The following is a 17,132-nucleotide window of genomic DNA, read 5'->3' on the forward strand; positions in this document are numbered from 1 at the left end:
CGGGCAGTAGCATGGGCGGCATGGAGGAGCTGTCGACCAACGCACCGGTGGAGCCGCGCCTGCGCATCACGCACGCGCTGCTGCAGGACCTCGCCGACGGCTGCGGCGCGGACGTCCTGCACATCAAGGGCAGCGCCATCCACCCGGAGCTGGCGGAGGGCCGCGGCGTCTCCTCGGACTGCGACGTCCTGGTTCGGCCCGCGCATGTGGCGGCGTACCTCGCCGCCATGAAGGCGACCGGGTGGGAGATGCGCACCAGCTTCGAGCAGGGCTCCGTGTTCGGACACGCGGCAACGCTGTACCACCCGGTGTGGGGCACCACCGATCTGCACCGCTCCTACCCCGGTCTCGCCGCCGAGGCGGCCGACGTGTTCACGGCCCTGTGGGCCCAGCGCGACGGCATGGACCTGGGCGGCCGCACCGTGCAGGTGCCGAGCCGCAGCGACCAGGCCCTGCTGCTGCTGATGCATGCGGCGCGCTCCGACGGCCCGAAGGCCGAGCACGACTTCGACCGCACGTGGACCTCCGCGACCGCGCAGGAGCGGGCGGCGCTGGAGGCGCGCGCCGGTGAGCTGCAGGGCCTGGCGGCGCTGCTGGTCCTCACCGATGAGGGCGACGGGGTGCGGCGCGAGCGCGCCCGCAGCATGCAGGACTTCCACCTGTGGGATGCGGTGATCTCCGGCGCGAACCCCACGGAGGTGTGGTCGGCGCGGCTTCAGGACGCGCGCGGTGTGCGCGGAAAGCTGGCGGTGGCGTGGAGCGCGGCTCATATCAATCGTGACCATCTCGCTCTGCGCCTGGGGCATCAGCCGAGCGACCGTGAGGTGCGGCAGGAATGGCTGGATCGTCTGCGGCGCGGTGGGCGGCGCCTGCTGCAGATGGTGCGGCGCCGGTCCTGAGCGCGCGCTGCACCACCGCCCGGCCGGTGAGGACGCCGATGGCGCCGCCGAGGGTGTTGGTGACGACGTCGCCGATGCTGGCGATGCGGGTGCCCATGGAGAACTGATACGTCTCGACCGCGATGGACGCCATCGCGAGGGCGAGGATCCACCAGCGGGTGCGGATCAGCAGATGGAGGGCGAAGCCGATCGGGATGAACAGCACGATGTTCATGAGAGCGGCGAAGGCCTCCGGGGTGATGAACCGAGTGAGGCCGACGGGCCCCAGCAGTGCCTGCCAGACGGCGACGTTCAGCCGGTTCACGCCCCAGCCGTCCGCCGTGGTGAGGAGCGAGCCGACGGCGACGACGGTCGCGAGCAGAATGAGCGCGCCGAGAATGCGCAGGCGGGCGCTCAGGGAGGCGGGCCGGGTGCTCATCAGTACGCCCCTTCGGAGGCGATGACAGCGCGGACCGTGCGGACCAGGATCGACATGTCCTGTGCGAACGACCAGTTGTCCACGTAGAACAGGTCGAGGCGGACCGTCTCGTCCCAGGAGAGGTCGGAGCGGCCGCTGACCTGCCACAGGCCGGTGATGCCGGGCCGCACCGACAGGCGCCGGTGCGCATCGTCGTGGTACGACTCGACCTCGCTGGGCAGGGCGGGGCGCGGCCCGATGAGGGACATGTCGCCGCGCAGCACGTTCCACAGCTGCGGCAGCTCATCCAGTGAGTAGCGGCGCAGAACACGGCCCACGCGGGTGATGCGCGGATCGTCGGCCATCTTGAACATGACGGCGTTGCCGCGGTCGCGGTCGGCGTTCTCCAGCATCTGGGCGCGCACCTTCTCCGCGTCCGGCACCATGGAGCGGAACTTCAGGAAGCTGAACAGCTGCCCGTCGCGGCCCACGCGCTGCTGGGTGAAGAGGACGGGACCGCCGTCGCCGAGCTTCACCGCGAGCGCGATGGCGAGCAGCAGCGGGGAGATGAGGATCAGGCCGGCGGCGGTGGAGACGATGTCGAAGGCGCGCTTGGACCAGCTGAGGGAGGCGCGGGCGCGCGGCGGCTCCAGGTGCACGAGCGGCAGGCCCGCAACGGGGCGCATCATGACGCGGTCCGCTGCGATCTCACTCATGCCCGGCACCACGATGACGTCGAGGTCGAACGCTTCGAGGTCCCAGGCGATGCGGCGGAACTCGTCGCTGGTCATCATGGAGCCGGCGGTGAACAGCAGCACGGAGGGGCGGTGCTCGCGGACGATGTCGGCGAGGTGGTCGGTGGTGCCGAGGGCGTCGATGCCGAGGCGGGAGCGGCGGCGCGGGTCGTGCGGTGGAGTGATGGCGCCGACGATGTCATACCCGAGCCAGGTCTCGCGGGTGATGGTGCGGGCGATCGCATCCACGTGCGGCAGGGATCCGACCAGCACCACGCGGGACTGCAGGTGTCCACGGGCGCGCATCCCGTTGATGACGCGGCGGATCACGAACCGGCTGGCCAGGAGGAACACCGGCCCGATCATGAAGAAGATCGTGAAGAACACGCGGCTCAGCGGCTGCCCGGTGAGGAACAGGGCGATGCCGGAGAAGCCGGCGGCCACCACGGTGGCGCGCAGGATCGCGGAGTAGATCTCGGTGCCGGTGGTGGCGAAGCGGGGGTTGTAGCCGCCCATCAGCGCGATGGCGATGAGCCATCCGAGGGCGAGCGCCCACACACCGTCCCCAAGATGGTTGGAGAGGTCGTTGGCGTGCTCCACACCGGGGACGGACTGGCGGATGAGATAGGCGATGACGAGGGCAAGGCCGAGGCCGAGCAGGTCGGCGGTGACCTGGACGATGCGGTAGATGCAGCGACCCCGTGAGGCGGTCGGCTGCACTGTGGCGGCGCGAGTCGCGTCGACCGTGCTCATCAGCACCTCCTCCTCGGTCGTCATCACGTCGTTTCGCACGCTTTACCCTACCGTGTGGTCGAGGCCGTGGGGAATCAGCCGATCGGGCGCGCAGGAACTCCAGCCACCACAGCGCCGGCGGGGACGTCGCGGGTCACCACCGCACCGGCGCCGACGGTTGCTCCCGCACCGATGGTGACGCCGCCGAGGACGATGACACGCTGACCGAGGAAGACTCCGTCGCCGATGGTGATGGGGCCTGTGGGACGCACTTGAGAACGATCCCTGCGGTCGTGGTCACCACTGTTGATGAAGACCCCATCGGCAAACATGCATCTGTTCCCGATCGTCACCGGACTGAGTGCGTGGATGTGGACGTCATGCCCGATGTACACGTCATCCCCGATCCGCAAGGGGGCCCCCTCACTTCCGAGCCATACACCTTCGTAGACGGCCCCGCGCGATCCGATGCTGATGCGATCGGTTCCGGTGAGACGCCGTGGGGAAGCGATGACCGTTCCTTCCCCAATGGCGGCGAAGGCGCGTCTGTACAGGGCGCGGGTCAGCAGTGCACCTGTGTGCCAGCGCAGTGATGCGGGTGCATTGACCAGACGGTTCATCAGAGCGGACATCGTGGCCCCCTTCTCAGCAGGTGAATGCGGCGGCGAGCTGTTCGGCTCGGTGGACAAGGGTGTGCTCGGCAAGGGTCCGGCGCTCGCCGGCTTCTCTGATCGTGCGGGCCCAGGAGGGGTCGGTGACGATGCGCTGCGCCTGATCCACTGCTTCGTCTGCACTGCTGGCGACCAGCAGTTCGCGGCCCGGTTCGTACAGGCCCTCGACGTCCGCTCGGTCGATGATCTGAACGGCTCCCACACCGCACGCTTCGAAGGTGCGCATGGTGAAGCCGTCCTGGTCGCCGTGGATGTTCAGGGTCGCCGCACCGTCCCGCATCACCTGGTAGGCGTCAGCGCGCCGGAGATCGCGTCCCCATGGCAGGGCAGGGCGGGAAGAGCCCCAGGTCCGCAGCACATCACGGGGGTCCTTGGACCAGTCACGGCCGTAGACCCGCACGGGGATCCCCGCATCGGCGAGGCGGGTCATCACCGTCTCCCGGTTCGGATACCGCGCACCAATGAAGGTGAACTCCCCCGTCCGAGTACCTGCCGGCCGCACCTGCATCAGATGGTCGAACCCCAACGGCACATGATGGGCGTTCATCCCCGCTTCCCGCAGCTCATCGGTGTCGTGAGCGGAGTAGCTCGCCACAAAGGGGATGCCGGCAAGGGCGCTGCGGTCCCACCGGGTACGGCGGAGTTCGTCATAGAGCCAAAGTGCCCGGGGGATCCCCATGGCGTCCAGCTCCGACCAGACATCGTCGGCGAGGACGTCCCCTTTGATCACGAGGACAGCCTGAGGCTTCACAGAACGGATCGCACGGATCGCCGAGTCGGTGATAGCTCGCGTGCGCTGTTCGGTGGTGTCCCTTCCGAGCCTCTCCGGGAGTTCGTGCAGGAGCTTGGTTCGCGCCTTCGCTGCGACAGTGGCGTTGTGGTCATAGAGGTGCACCATGACCTGGTAGCCCAGCTGCTCGAATGCGGCGCTGAACGCCCGATCGTAGTCGTGGAAGGCGGGGCTGAGGATCAGCAGTCGTGCCCCTCTCACGAGGTGAGCCCCTTGTCCTGCAGTTCATCGAGCGCATCATCCCACACCGTCGAGTCAGCACCGGGCTGCTGCCAGGACGACTGGATGAAGTCGGCGACCGCGTCCCGGGGGCTCACAGCGGGCATCGGACCGCCGAGCTCGCGCAGACGGGTGAGGTCAGCAGCCGCATCCTGGATGTCGCCGGCGCGCTCCACATCCACGTGTTCGATCGCTACGTCGGTGCGCCCAGAGGCGTCGATGGCGAAATGGGCGAGGTCCAACAGAGTGATGCGCTCGCCGCTTCCGGTGTTGACCACAATGCCCTCCCCGGTGTCGGCGCAGTGCTGCAGTGCCCAGGCGATCACCCGGGCCACATCGCTCACGTGGACGAAGTCCCGTGTCTGCAGACCGTCACCATAGATGGAGATCGCCCGGCCCTCACGCAGGCGGGCCAGGAACGCCGCGAGTACGCCGGTGTACGGGTTATGGAGGGCCTGGCCGTACCCGATGACGTTCTGGGGGCGGATGATCGCGGAAGGGACGCGGTTCGCGGTGGTCTTGGAGAGGACTGCCTCCGCCTCCGACTTGGTCTCACCGTACACGGAGACTGGGTGGTGCTCATCGCTCTCCCGGGAGGCCTCGGCGACGGCGCCGGGGCCCCGGCGCTCGCCGAAGACGATCCCCCGGTCGGGCCACAATGTGCGGCCCTCGCCATACACGGCACGAGAGCTCAGGGACACGATCGGGATGTCGTGCTCCACGGCGAACTGCGCTGCCCGCCGAGTGCCGTCCACGTTCACGCGCCGGTACCGGTCCTGTTCGTACATGGACTGGCCGGTACCGGTCTCCGCCGCCAGGTGGATGAGCCCTTCCGCTTCACCGAGCTCAGCCCAGGCTGACTCGTCGAGGATGTCCCCCTTCACGACCCTGCCGGGAAAGGCATCAGCATCAGCCATGGGGTCTGCGTGGACCTGGTCGAGCAGACTGTCCAGGGCGATGACGGTGTGCCCTGCATCGACGAGCTGGGCGGCAACGTGACGGCCGATGAAGCCGGCGCCTCCGGTGATCGCAATGTGCATAGCTGTTCCTTCTGTCGGTCTGATTCTCTGGTCAGGGGGTGCTGGAGGGGGCGAGCTGGTCGGCGAGTCTGTGGAGTTCGCGGATGAACCGCTCTTCGGAGAAGGTCTCGGCGTGGGCGCGGATCCCGTCGACCCCGAACGGCGGGTGCTGCTCGAACCGGTCCACGGCGTCGCGGATGGCGGTGGGGGTCGGCTCCTCGAAGAAGAGGCCGTTGGTGCCTTCGCGGATCGTATCGAGATAGCCGCCGGCGCGCAGCGCGATGGTGGGGATGCCGTGCGCTCCCGCTTCGAGGGGGGTGAGGCCGAAGTCCTCGTGACTGGCGGCGATGAGGGCGCGGGCGTGGGCGTATGCCCAGCGCATCTCGGCGTCGGTGAGGTCTTCGAGGAGGCGTACGTTCGCGGGCGCGTCGGAGCGCAGCTGGTCGCGGAGGGGGCCGCGGCCGATCACGATGAGGCGGCGCTCCGGAGTGTCGCGGAACGCCGCGATGACGCGGTCCACGTGCTTGTAGGGCTGCAGGCGGGACACCACGAGGTAGTGGCCGCCGTCCTCACCCCAGCCGGTGACGCCGGCGGGCATAGTCTGCTCACCGTCGGCGACGGACGGGGAGAACGGCGGGAACAGGGTGGGGGCGTCGATGCCGTAGACGCGGCGGATGCGCTCGCGCACCACGGTGGAGTTGCCGCGGTAGGTGTCCGCGGCGCGGGCGGCGCGCTGGTCCCACGCCTTCAGCGGGGCGGTGAGGACGGCGAGGGCGAGGCGCTGCGGGGAGAGGCGGCCGGCGGAGCCGAGGTAGTCCTTGGCGACGTACAGCCAGCGAGCCGGGCTGTGGCAGTACACGGCCATGCGCCCGGTGCGGCCGAACGCGTGCGCCCAGCCGGAGGAGGAGGCGATGACGAGGTCGGCGTCGATCCGCAGGGCGGAGGCGGCCGGTGCGAGCAGCGGCAGGGCCAGGCGCGGATCGCGGCGGAACAGCCCGATGCGGTTCAGCGGGGAGGTGCGGATCCTGACGTCGCGGTATTCGGGGTAGGTCTGGTCCGGTTCGTAGAAGAGGGTGTGGACCTCGGCGTCGGGGAAGGCGCGCACGATCGACAGCACGAGGCGTTCGGCGCCGCCGCGCTGGGTGAGGTAGTCGTGGGCGATGGCGATGCGGGGGCGGCGGGCCCTGGCGTGATCGGTGGTTGCCAGGGCGGTGCGCTCAGCATGCCGATGGCCGGCGAGGGCGGCGCCCTCCACACTGACGGCGATGACTTTGCGCGCGACCGGCGCGGGCAGAACGCGGGCTGCGCGGTCGGCCATTGCGGGCAGGGCGCCGGGGCCGCGGCGCATCGTGCGGGCCGCGAGGTCCACAGCCCTTCCCCACAGGCCCGGCGGGGTGGTCGGGGTGGGCAGCGGGGCCGACGGATGCCGCCGGTGGAACAGAGCGCGGGCGCTGCCGGAGTCGAACGCCTTCGCGGACCGCGCCGCTGCGGAGCGGGCGGGCCCGTGATGCTCGGCGTCGGCTCCACCGGCGATGACGATGGGGATGCCGGCGTCGTGCAAGCGCCACCCGTAGTCGATGTCTTCCCATCCGTAGGAGGTGTACGCGCTGGAGTAGCCGCCGAGACGGTCGTGGACGGCGCGGGGCACGGAACAGCTGGCGGCCCACAGGGTCCAGCGCTGGTCCGCGGGAAGGGCGCCGGCGCGGCGAGCGGAGGCCACGGCGGCGGCTCGGCCGTAGGCGCGGGCGTAAGCGGAGTCGTCGTGGATGTCGCGGGTCAGGCCCACCGCGGCGCACTCCCCTTCCCCGGCGTGGGCGCGGACATGAGCACTGATGTAGCCGGGCGGGACGACGAGATCGTCATCGCAGCGGATGAGGACATCACCGCGGGCGGCGTCGAAGCCGGCGTTCAGGGCGGCGACCCGTCCGCGGTTCTCGGGGAACACGATAGCGCGGGCATCGATGCGGGTCTCAGCATCGACGATCGCGGGGGTGCCGTCGTCCACGCCGTCGACCACCACGATCACCTCGAACGGCGGCGTGCCGTCCTGCTGGGCCGCGAGGGAGTCGAGGAGGGCGGGCACGCGGTCCGCGCCTCGGTAGGAGGGGACGATGACGGAGGCGACGGGCGCGTCGACGCGGTCGCGGTGGGCGGCTCGTGCGGTGGGATCAGACATGCGCTATTCCGGGGTTGAGGAGGAGGCGGCGGAGGCGGCGGTGGCCGGCGCGCGGGGAGAACATCTCCTCCCAGCGGTCGCGGCCCTCCTGCACCATCGCCGTGTGCTGGACGGGGGTGGCGCTGACGGCGCCGCGGATGGCGTCGGCGAGGGCGGAGGCGTCACCGGATCGGGCGATCCACGGGTGCATCTCCCCCATCACCTCGGGCAGGGCGCCGGCGTCGGAGACGACGACCGGCAGACCCATGGCGAGGGCTTCGGCCGCGACCAGGCCGAACGATTCGGGTGCGACTGAGGGGATCACAGCGAGGTCCACGCGCGTGCGGAACTCCTCCCGGCTGAGGCGCCCGGCGAGTTCCACCCGGTCACCGAGGGCGCTCAGCTGTCGCTGCAGGGAGCGGAAGTCGGCGTCGTCGCCGATGTCGTCACCGGCGATGACGAGCCGGTAGTCGCCGCCGAGGCGGTCGTTCAGGATGTGGACGGCGTCCAGGAGGACATCGAGACCCTTCTCGGGCGTGAGGCGGCCCATGAAGCCGAGGGTGAGGGGGCCGTCGGCCGGCAGCTCCCGCGGCATGAACGGCAGGTCCTCCGTCCAGTTCATCATCACGTGGCCGCCGGGGATGCGGGCCGCCATGAAGGCGGAGGGGACGATGACGCGGTCTGCTCCGACGGTGACGATGCGCGCCTGGGCCCCGGACATCGTGACCGGCAGGTCCTGCATCTCAATGATGCGGCGCCCCATCCCGATGGTGGCGGCGGCCGGCACGGGGCCGTTGCACCAGAGGGGGATGCGGAGGTTGCGCAGGCGCCAGGCGGCGAGCCCACGCTGGTAGGCGCGCGTTGTGGCGGCGGGCACGGGGTGGGTGTCGAAGCCGTGTGCGGCTGCGCGGTCCACGAGCTCGGAGGGGGAGGCGGGGCCGATCACCAGGGGGCGGTGGCCGAGGACTCGCATGCCGTCGGCGATGGCGAGCAGCATCGTCTCCGCACCGCTGATGGTGCCGGCATTGCTCGCTATGGCGATGGTCGGTGTGGGGGTCATCGGCGCTCAGCCGCTCCTCGCCCATGTCAGGTCGGTCAGGAGCTCTCGAAGCCGGCGGGTGCCCGCCTCTGGTGAGAAGTCCTCCTCGTACCTCCGGCGGGCCCTGCGCAGAAGCGATGCATGGTCATCGCCGAGCTCGTCGATCGCCTTCAGGATAACCCGCGCCAGGTCGGAATCGTTACCGTTTCGTGCCCTGAAGGGGTGCTCGGGACCGGCCACTTCTGGAAGAGCACCCGCGTCACTGATGATGAACGGCATCCCCGCCGCCATCGCCTCCGCGACGACGAGGCCGAACGTCTCCTCCGCCCTCGAGGGGAACACGCACAGGTCCACCTGGGCGAACAGCTCCTCGCGCGGCACCCAGCCGAGGACGCGCACGTCCTCGGTGTGGTCGATGAGGCCCTGGATGACGCGGTCGTCCTCGCTGGTGCCGAAGCGGTTCTCCCCGCCGAGCACGAGTTCGACTGGGCGGGGGCTCTGCTGCTGGACGGTCCGGAAGGCGTGCAGGAGGACGTCGACGCCCTTGTCGCGGGTGAGCCGGCCGAGGAAGCCGATGCGAATGGGTGCGCCGGGATCCGGCACGTTCGGCTGCTCTCCCGCGCCACCGTCCCGCGCCGGCGCGAAGCCGGGATCCTCCACCCAGTTCCACAGCACTCGGGCACGCGGGAAACGTGTCTTCATGAAGCGGGACGGGACCACGAGCGGGGCGGAGTCGGCCAGCGCCACCGCAGCGGCGAAGCGGTTGACGCCGGCGGGCAGGGCATGCAGTTCGAGCAGGCGGGGCCCCTGGCCAACGGTGGCGAGCGACGGCACGAGCCCGTTGCACCACAGGGGCAGAGCCCGGCCCCCGGAGCGGCGGTTCCGCAGACGCCACAGCGCGAGGCCGGCCATATAGGCGGGGCGAGAAGACGAGGGGATCGCGTGGGTCGCGAATCCGCGGTCAGCGGCGGCGTCGATGATCTCGGAGGGCTCCGTCGGCCCGAGGACCAGAGGGCGGTGACCGAGTTCCCGCAGCGCTTCGGCGATGGCCAGCAGCATGACCTCACCGCCGCCGATGTCGCCGTTGTTCGCGGCGATCGCGATCGTGGGGGCGCTCGTCATCGTCACCGATCCTGCTCCGGAATCAGCCTACAAGAAGGAAGACCCGTCACACGGTGGCGCATGGCTGCGCATGTGCGCCCCGCATTCTCGACGACCGTCGATGCTGTCTGTCTGTCGAGGTACCGATGTCGGACGAGGCCGTATGCCAGAGCTCCGGCCGACTGCAGAAGCTCACGAACAGTGGTCCATGGGGTGTAGCGCGATGAGTCGTACCGCGGATACCGGTGAGCCATCAGAACCCGTCCCTGCCCCAGCAGGAAACGTTTGCGCACACTCGCGGCTGTGTCGGAAAGGGTGAAGTCCACCTCGGCTCCAGGTGCGTAGACCAGCGGGAACCCCGCTTCCTGGACACGCCAGGAGAAGTCAACGTCGTCGAACCCGTAGGGAGGCAGGGACTCATCGAACCCGCCCACAGCCAGAAGGGTTGACCGTGCAACCGCACAGTTCGCTGCGCCCACTGTGGGCAGGTAGGAAGTCGCGATCAACCCCGACCCGAATTCCTTGTGGACTCGTTCGCCGGCCGTGTTCCACAGAACGAGGCGACCGCCGACCAACTCTCTGCTTGTCACAGCCGCTGACATCGCTGCCACCCAGTGCGGCCGCACTGCATCGTCGGCGTCACAGAACGCGATGACCCGTCCCGAGCATTCGAGCACCCGATATTGCGCGCGTGAGGGATACCCGGTGCGGGGCCGGATGACACCAGGGTGATCCGCTCGGCCGCATGCACCGGTTGGCCGACCCACTGTCGAACGAGGTCAGCGGTGCCGTCGGCTGACCCATTGTCCACAACGACCACTTCGAACGGCGGATGCTCGATCTGCGCATCAAGCGCGTCCAATTGTCGCTGAATCGTGGCCGCTCCGTTGCGCACACAGACCACCACGGAGACATCAATGGCGTTGCTCATGAGGATCACCCGTCCCTTCCATGCTCGGCGGCTGGATCCGCAGCGTGCTCGCTGCTCGCCCAGCCCGGCCCAGGGTCGCTGACCTCGCGTTGTATGCGCGCCTTCTGCTGCGCATAGATGGCGAACGCCATCGCGACCATCCACATCGGTGTGTAGAACACTTCGCCGAGACGCCACGCGCAGACGAGGATGGCAACGCCGAGCGCCTGCGCGTACACCTCGTCCGGGGTGGGGTGCTGCCGGAACGGCTGCACCATCACGATCACGCTGACCGCCACCACGAAGATCAGCCACGGCCAGCCGCCCTCCACCAGCGCCGTCAGATACGAGGAGTGGAAGAACCAGGTGTTGCCCTCCATGGACACGACCGCGTCCCCGAGCCCGTTGCCGACGAACCGCGCATCCTCCGCCTTCAGCTCGGAGGCGGCGTCGATGCGGGCGCGCAGCAGGTCCGAACCCTCACGATCGGAGAACACCCCGACCTGCGAATAGTCCTCCGAGATCCGGTTCACCACGAACGCGATGATGACAGCGAGCAGCCAGCGGCCCACCACCGGCAGCTTCGGCGCGAGGAACACCCAGCCGAGCGCCGCCGCATACGCCGCAAGCGAGGTGCGCGAACCCGTCAGCCACAGCGCACCGGTAAAGAACAGGAAGGTGAGGGCGCGCGGCCCCGGCCGCTTCACGTAGTGCAGCGCCATCAGCCCGACGATGCAGTACGTCAGCCCCGCCACGTTCTTATCGCCCAGCCAGCCCGTCAGGTACTTGCCGTAGTCCGCGGACACCAGCCCCATGAAGAACAGGGGCACGTTGATGGCCAGCGCGGTGGTCATCCCGGCGATGCCGGAGCGCAGGTCGATCCGCCCGGAGGCGAGGAAGAACAGGGCCGCTGTGAAGGCGCTGAACTTGATGAGGCGGCCCTGCCAGTCCGCCGCGATGGCAGCGTCCTGCACGCCCCACATGGACACGAGGAACAGGTACAGCATCGCCAGGATCAGCGCCGCGATCAGCAGCTCCTGGTTCTTCAGCTCCACGCGCGGCCGCCGCATGAACGCGAGCACGCACAGCACCGGCACGATCAGGGTGTACGAATAGACCCCGCCGCCCAGCGGGCCGAGACCGGAGATCAGCAGGAAGAACAGCACGAATTCGGCGATGCGGATGCTGCCGGTCTCACGGGCGTACTCGCCGAGGCGGTCGCGCACCGCGGTGGCGGTCTCGGCGGCGCGGTCGCGGCGTCCGGGAAGCACGGGATGATGGTCGTGGGTCACCGGCGGCTCACCTCCCTGATCGGCCGGTCGGTCAGGACCCGACGGTACACGGCGGAGATCTGCTCCACCATCCCCTGCACGGAGGGAATCGTCTCCGCGAGCGCGGGCCGCTCCGACGGCTGCAGGCACTGCTGCTGGAGGGCGCGGGCCACCGCGGGGGCGTCCGACGGGTCCTGGGTCAGCCCGGCGCCGCCGGTGATCTCCGCGTTGCCGCCCACATCGGTGGCGACGATGCCGAGCCCGCGGGCTGCGGCATCCAGCAGCGTGTACGACAGGTTCTCCCACGCGGACAGCTGCACCACCACGTCATGGACGGCAAGCGCTGAATCAGAGTCGACGACGCCGGGCATGGTGACGGCGTCATCGAGTCCGAGGCTTGCGATGAGGTCCGCGCAGGCGCCGCGTTCGGGGCCGTCCCCGGCGAGGGTGAGCCGCGCCTCCGGGTGGATGCGGTGCAGTTCGGCGAAGCCGCGCAGCACACAGTCGAGGCGCTTCTCCGGGGCGAGGCGGGACAGGGACAGGATCCGCAGACCCGCCGCCGGGGCGACTGGCGAGCCCGGCCGGTCAATGCCGTTGCGGATCACCGTGATGGGGGCGCCGCTCCCCCATTGCCGCTGGATCTGCTTCCGGGTGGACTCGCTGACCGCGATGACGTGGTCCGTTCGCCTCAGCCGCGCCGAGTGCAGGCGCGCCTTCACGCGGGCCGCGGCGGCGGAGCGCTGGTAGAGGCGGGAGTCCGCGGCGATGCCGTGCTCCGTCGAGACGCGCCGCACGTCGATGCCGGCGGTGGCGGCGCTGACGGCGAGGTCCGCGAACGCCAAATGGGTGTGCACGATCTGCGGGCGAAGCGCGGACACGATGCGGCGCAGCGCCGGGACGGCGATGCGTGCCCCGTCGGCCGCCCCGATCGGGCCCGTCACCACAGCGGCCCCCGCCGCGCGCAGCTGCCCGGCGAGCGGCCCCTCCGGCACCGCGAACACGAGCCGGTGGCCGGGAATGCCGGCGCGGGCGACGTCCAGCAGGTGGCGCGCCGCCCCGCCGGCCTCCGCCACCGGCGCCGCCCACAGCACGAGCGGACGCGCGGCGGGCGCGGGTGTGCCCCTCACATCCACTGCTGCAGGCGGTCCAGGGCCGTGAAGAAGCCTTCGCCGTTGTTGACGTGGCCCATCCAGATCTCCGGGATGAACGGGGCCGACGGGTTCAGGCGGTCGATCCGCTCCGCGAAGTCGCGCCAGTCCACCTCGCCCTCGCCGACCTGGACGCCCTCGCCGTCCACGCCGACGGAGTCCACCACGTGCAGGTGGTCGGAGATCGGCACCATCGCGTCCACGTACTCACTGAACGGGCGGTGCGCGAAGTTCGCGGCGAGCTTCGAATGGGACACATCGAACGTGAGGCGGCGGCCGTACTTCTCGTAGAACCAGACGGTGTCTTCCGGATCCATGAACAGGTTGTGGAACTGCTGCCCGCCCATCAGCCACGGGAACGGCGGCAGGGTCTGCGCGGTCAGGCGCACGCCCTCCTCGTCCACGCGCTCGAGGCCCTGCTGGATCCGTTCATACATCGGCATGCGCTCCTCGGGGCGCACATGCCGGTCCGGGAGGAACCCGCCCATGGTGACGATGACGATGGGGTCGTCCTTCACCTGGAAGAAGCGGCGCATGTCGCGGGTCATGTCGATGACCTTCTGCACCTCCCGGATGGAGCGCTCGAAGATCTCCTCGTCATCGGAGGCGAGGTTGATGAGGAAGTCCCCGGCGTACAGGTCGGGGGCGTGGGCGGTGAAGAAGCCCGGCAGCGTCTCGTCCGCGGCGAAGAAGTCCAACGGGTCCAGGTCCATGTCCTTCGAGGAGTGGTGGAACTCCAGGAAGTCCGGCTCCGACACCTTCAGCAGGTCCCGGAAGTCGTGGAACCGCACCGGCAGACCCCACGGGCGGCGGAACGCGTACGTGCGGTGCTCCTGCGCCTGCCCGGCAAGATCACCCGGGTAGAAGAAGTCCCCGGCGGGCACGTCACGGTGCAGGGTGGTGCCGATGAGGGCGTCGCGACGGTTCGGCTGCAGGCCCCGCCCGGGTGACTTCACGTCGACGTCGGCGGCGGTGACCGTGTCACCGGCGCGCAGGTCACGGGCCGCGACCAGGGACTTCGCGAGGTTCACGCGGTTCATCAGCTCACCGGTGGACAGCTCCCGCGGCTGCGCGGAGCCGAGCGCCTCCTCCACGTCGCGGATCTCGCGGACCATGCGCTCCAGTTCATCGGGGAGCAGCGACACCTTGTGGTCGTTGCCCTCGAGGGACTTGTCGATCGTGACGTGCTTCTCGATGATGGCGGCGCCGCGCGCCACCGCCGCCACGGGCACGTGCCAGCCGCGCTCATGCCCGGAGTAGCCGACGAGGCAGTCCCCCAGCTCAGCGAGGCGGTCCATGTACTTCAGGTTCACGTCCTTGAACGGCGCCGGGTACGTGGACTGGGTCTGCAGCAGGGCGTAGGGGGCGCCGTGGCCGCGGAGGATGTCGACGGCGCCGGTGATCTCCTGCTCCGTGGACATGCCGGTGGAGACGATCATCGGCCGATGGAAGTCGGCCACGTGGCCGAGCAGCTCATCGTTGGTGAGGTCCGCGGAGGCGATCTTGTAACCGGGCAGGCCGTAGCGTTCGAGAGCGTCGGCGGAGACGATGTCCCACGGAGTGCAGATGGCGTCCACGCCGCGGTCCGCGCAGTGGTCGAACACGCGGAACATGTCATCCGCGCTGAGGGAGTACTTCGCCAGCAGGTTCATCGTGTACTGCGGGCCGAGGTCCTCCCCGTGGGAGTGGCCGCCGCCGGAGCGGTACAGCGAAGCCATGTCCCGCAGCTGGAACTTCACCGTGTCCACACCGGCGCGGACGCATTCGTCCACGAGGCGCTTGGCGAGCTCCACATCGCCCTGATGGTTGTTGCCGATCTCGCCGATGATCAGGGCGGGGCGGCCCGGGCCGATGGTGCGCGATCCGATGGTGAGGGTGTCGTCGCCGGCGGAGCCGACGGACACGAGGCGGCCGGCGGCGTCCAGCACGGGGATGCGGTCCACCCCGGGGCGCAGCAGCGCCTCGATCTGCGGGACCGGGGTGCCGTAGCGGGCGTGCACGAAGTCGCGGTTCGCGATGGACAGAGCCGGCTGCTGCAGGTCCGGAGTGGTCTGGGTGACAAGCCAGCGGCGCACGTCCCCGTCGGTCAGGGACCCCTGCACCGCGCCGTGCTCATCGGCGACGAACACGACCCGGCTGCGGTTCTCCGAGATGCGGGCCAGTGCGTCCAGGATCGAGTCCTGGTCGGTTACGAGGTAGGGGGCGGTTGAGCGGTCGAGAATCATGTGAGTGTCCATCCGATCCGGGCGAGCATCTGCTCGGCAGCTGCGACGTCGGCAATGGTGTCGATGTCCACGCCTTCGACCTCGTCGAGGATGAAGAGGGAGATCGTGCCGCCGATGCGGTTGCCGGTGTCACGGTAGATATGGGGTGCCGTCAGGTACAGGCTGCCGTTCTCGAAGTAGAACATCTCCTGCGGCTGCAGGTCCTGTCGGCGGGGCCGGTTGCGCCAGTCGTAGTCGGCGCGGGCCGACGGGTCCTGCCCCGTCGGCGGGTGCCAGAAGAACGGCGACTGGGGCGTCACGCCCACGAGGCTGTCCGCGCCGGTGGTGCGGAACTGGTCGATGGCGCGGCGGATCGTGTCCGGGTGCCGCACGGGGCTGGTGGCCTGAAGCAGCATCACTCCCTCCAGCTCCATGCCGTCCTTCTCCACCTCGTCCATGGCGTGCAGGATCACCGGTTCGGTGGGGGCGGTGTCCACGGCGAGCTCCGCGGGACGGTCGATGATGTGAGCGCCGTAGGAGGCGGCGACCTCCGCGATCTCGGCGTCCTCCGTGGAGACGACCACGTGGACGTCCTCACCGGCGCCGATGGCCTGAGCGATGGTCCACGCGATGAGGGGCTGGCCGCCCACTTCGAGGAGGTTCTTGCGGGGGATCCCCTTGGATCCGCCGCGGGCGGGGATGACGGCGAGGATGCTCACGCGGCACCGCCGAGGGCAGGGGCGATCAGGGTCGCGGGTTCGGCGTCGATGAGCGCGGGGGGCGCCGTCGGCTCCGAGGACCCCCACGTGGCCATGCCGTAGCGGCGCCAGAACTCCACCACCCACATGGGCGGCCGCTCGGCGTACACCCAGCCGGGGATGCCGCGCACGGACGCTTCGAGGACGCCGGTGGAGAACACGGCGACGACCTGGTTCGGCACCTGCGACAGGGGCACGCTGGTGTCCGCGAACTCGATGCCGGCCTTCTTCATCGTCCAGTGCTGGGCGCGGGACAGGGCATCCTCCTCCCGCGGGTGCGGGCGGTAGAGGGCGCCGGTGGAGCGGCAGAAGCGGACGGCGGCGCCGCCGGACACGGTGCGCGGCAGTTCGGCGCCGTGCAGCTGACCGAGGAACACGGGGCGTTCGTCGATGTCGTCCTCGAGGGGGTTCTGGGCGGCTTCCCACAGGTGCTGGCTGCCCACCGTGGTGGCGGTGAGGTCGCTGCGGGAGGAGGTCCAGAAGTCGGCGTCGGCATCGGTCCAGGCGAGCAGATGCGCCTCCCGCGGCAGCGGCGGCGCAAACGGGGTGAGGGCGCCGTGCTGCACAACGTACTGCGAGATTCCAGCACGCCGACTGACCTCATCAGCAACTGCGCCCGCAACCAGGTGCGTGGAAGTGGTGAGAACCGCGGTGGGCGCATCGTTGACGAGTTGCGCTGCTACCACATCGGGGTCCGACGGGCAGTCCAGCGCTCGCTGGACGAAACCGGCGCCAAGGACACTCGTGAGATCCAGCGCCGCAGGATGCAGCACAGCCACCGACATTGAGACATACGGCAGGACACTCAGACAGGCATTCAGTGAGGTCGCGGAAAGCGTGTCGATGGGGATCAGGAGGCGTCCCGACGTGGTGCCGGCGCGTTCGGTGAGGGTGAGCGCCGGGGCGGCGGGTGCTTCGGGGGCGCGGCCGCGGTTCCTGATCCGGCCGGTGACGGCGGCCTTCGCGATCTGGAGGCGGCGCTGGGAGTCCTGCCACTGCTGCCAGTCGCTGAGGGACTCGGGGTGTGCGAGCCCCGTGTGGCGAGCGCGGCGCGGGGTCGTCTCTGCTCGGCGCTTGCGGATCAT

14 protein-coding genes and 1 pseudogene are annotated in these 17,132 nt (G+C 69.8%); 1 reads left to right on the top strand and 14 read right to left on the bottom strand.

Annotated elements, in window-relative coordinates; genetic code table 11:
• Positions 1-20 precede the first annotated feature (20 nt).
• On the top strand, positions 21-899 hold the full coding sequence (locus MHY20_RS05995) for a nucleotidyltransferase family protein (RefSeq protein ID WP_239375613.1): 879 nt from the start codon (positions 21-23) through the stop codon (positions 897-899).
• A gap of 37 nt (positions 900-936) precedes the next feature.
• Here MHY20_RS05995 and MHY20_RS11620 read toward each other — a convergent pair.
• From MHY20_RS11620 to MHY20_RS06070, 14 genes and pseudogenes are all read right to left on the bottom strand, one after another.
• A pseudogene (locus tag MHY20_RS11620) lies at positions 937-1,317 on the bottom strand (VanZ family protein); the annotation flags it as partial.
• Entirely contained in the window at positions 1,317-2,783 is a 1,467-nt protein-coding gene (locus tag MHY20_RS06005; protein WP_239375614.1) for a sugar transferase, read from the bottom strand. The gene MHY20_RS06005 and the pseudogene MHY20_RS11620, both read right to left, overlap by 1 nt.
• A 74-nt stretch (positions 2,784-2,857) precedes the next feature.
• On the bottom strand, positions 2,858-3,394 hold the full coding sequence (locus MHY20_RS11625; RefSeq protein WP_183376748.1) for an acyltransferase: 537 nt from the start codon (positions 3,392-3,394) through the stop codon (positions 2,858-2,860).
• Positions 3,395-3,407: 13 nt separating this feature from the next.
• On the bottom strand, positions 3,408-4,424 hold the full coding sequence (locus MHY20_RS11745; protein ID WP_239375615.1) for a glycosyltransferase: 1,017 nt from the start codon (positions 4,422-4,424) through the stop codon (positions 3,408-3,410).
• Positions 4,421-5,482: an NAD(P)-dependent oxidoreductase gene (locus tag MHY20_RS06025; protein ID WP_239375616.1), complete on the bottom strand. Its 1,062-nt coding sequence runs from the start codon at positions 5,480-5,482 to the stop codon at positions 4,421-4,423. Before MHY20_RS06025 ends, MHY20_RS11745 begins: the two co-directional genes overlap by 4 nt.
• Positions 5,483-5,513: 31 nt before the next feature.
• Positions 5,514-7,637: a glycosyltransferase gene (locus MHY20_RS06030; RefSeq protein ID WP_239375617.1), complete on the bottom strand. Its 2,124-nt coding sequence runs from the start codon at positions 7,635-7,637 to the stop codon at positions 5,514-5,516.
• Positions 7,630-8,676 carry a glycosyltransferase family 4 protein gene (locus MHY20_RS06035; protein WP_183376740.1) on the bottom strand — a complete coding sequence of 349 codons (1,047 nt, stop codon included), beginning with the start codon at positions 8,674-8,676 and terminating at the stop codon, positions 7,630-7,632. The genes MHY20_RS06030 and MHY20_RS06035 overlap by 8 nt, the downstream gene beginning before the upstream one ends.
• Before the next feature lie 6 nt (positions 8,677-8,682).
• Positions 8,683-9,777 carry a glycosyltransferase family 4 protein gene (locus MHY20_RS06040; protein WP_239375619.1) on the bottom strand — a complete coding sequence of 365 codons (1,095 nt, stop codon included), beginning with the start codon at positions 9,775-9,777 and terminating at the stop codon, positions 8,683-8,685.
• 565 nt (positions 9,778-10,342) lie between these two features.
• Positions 10,343-10,687, bottom strand: coding sequence for a glycosyltransferase family A protein (locus tag MHY20_RS06045; protein ID WP_239375621.1), 345 nt, complete (start codon positions 10,685-10,687; stop codon positions 10,343-10,345).
• 5 nt (positions 10,688-10,692) lie between these two features.
• On the bottom strand, positions 10,693-11,937 hold the full coding sequence (locus MHY20_RS06050; protein ID WP_239375623.1) for an ABC transporter permease: 1,245 nt from the start codon (positions 11,935-11,937) through the stop codon (positions 10,693-10,695).
• Between the two features lie 17 nt (positions 11,938-11,954).
• Entirely contained in the window at positions 11,955-13,064 is a 1,110-nt protein-coding gene (locus MHY20_RS06055; protein WP_239375624.1) for a glycosyltransferase, read from the bottom strand.
• Complete coding sequence (locus MHY20_RS06060) at positions 13,061-15,310, bottom strand: N-acetylneuraminate synthase family protein (protein WP_239375625.1); 2,250 nt, start codon at positions 15,308-15,310, stop codon at positions 13,061-13,063. The genes MHY20_RS06055 and MHY20_RS06060 overlap by 4 nt, the downstream gene beginning before the upstream one ends.
• Positions 15,307-16,008, bottom strand: coding sequence for an acylneuraminate cytidylyltransferase family protein (locus MHY20_RS06065; RefSeq protein WP_239375626.1), 702 nt, complete (start codon positions 16,006-16,008; stop codon positions 15,307-15,309). Before MHY20_RS06065 ends, MHY20_RS06060 begins: the two co-directional genes overlap by 4 nt.
• Positions 16,005-17,132, bottom strand: coding sequence for a hypothetical protein (locus MHY20_RS06070; protein ID WP_239375627.1), 1,128 nt, complete (start codon positions 17,130-17,132; stop codon positions 16,005-16,007). Before MHY20_RS06070 ends, MHY20_RS06065 begins: the two co-directional genes overlap by 4 nt.

This window comes from Helcobacillus sp. ACRRO (assembly GCF_022347125.1).
GTDB lineage: Bacteria > Actinomycetota > Actinomycetes > Actinomycetales > Dermabacteraceae > Helcobacillus > Helcobacillus massiliensis.

Coding starts and splice junctions, on each gene's coding strand:
- MHY20_RS06030 (WP_239375617.1), bottom strand. CDS start 7,637: ATGTCTGATCCCACCGCACGAGCCGCCCACCGCGACCGCGTCGACGCG.
- MHY20_RS11625 (WP_183376748.1), bottom strand. CDS start 3,394: ATGTCCGCTCTGATGAACCGTCTGGTCAATGCACCCGCATCACTGCGC.
- MHY20_RS06045 (WP_239375621.1), bottom strand. CDS start 10,687: ATGAGCAACGCCATTGATGTCTCCGTGGTGGTCTGTGTGCGCAACGGA.
- MHY20_RS06035 (WP_183376740.1), bottom strand. CDS start 8,676: ATGACCCCCACACCGACCATCGCCATAGCGAGCAATGCCGGCACCATC.
- MHY20_RS06070 (WP_239375627.1), bottom strand. CDS start 17,132: ATGATCCGCAAGCGCCGAGCAGAGACGACCCCGCGCCGCGCTCGCCAC.
- MHY20_RS06025 (WP_239375616.1), bottom strand. CDS start 5,482: ATGCACATTGCGATCACCGGAGGCGCCGGCTTCATCGGCCGTCACGTT.
- MHY20_RS05995 (WP_239375613.1), top strand. CDS start 21: ATGGAGGAGCTGTCGACCAACGCACCGGTGGAGCCGCGCCTGCGCATC.
- MHY20_RS06060 (WP_239375625.1), bottom strand. CDS start 15,310: ATGATTCTCGACCGCTCAACCGCCCCCTACCTCGTAACCGACCAGGAC.
- MHY20_RS06040 (WP_239375619.1), bottom strand. CDS start 9,777: ATGACGAGCGCCCCCACGATCGCGATCGCCGCGAACAACGGCGACATC.
- MHY20_RS06005 (WP_239375614.1), bottom strand. CDS start 2,783: ATGAGCACGGTCGACGCGACTCGCGCCGCCACAGTGCAGCCGACCGCC.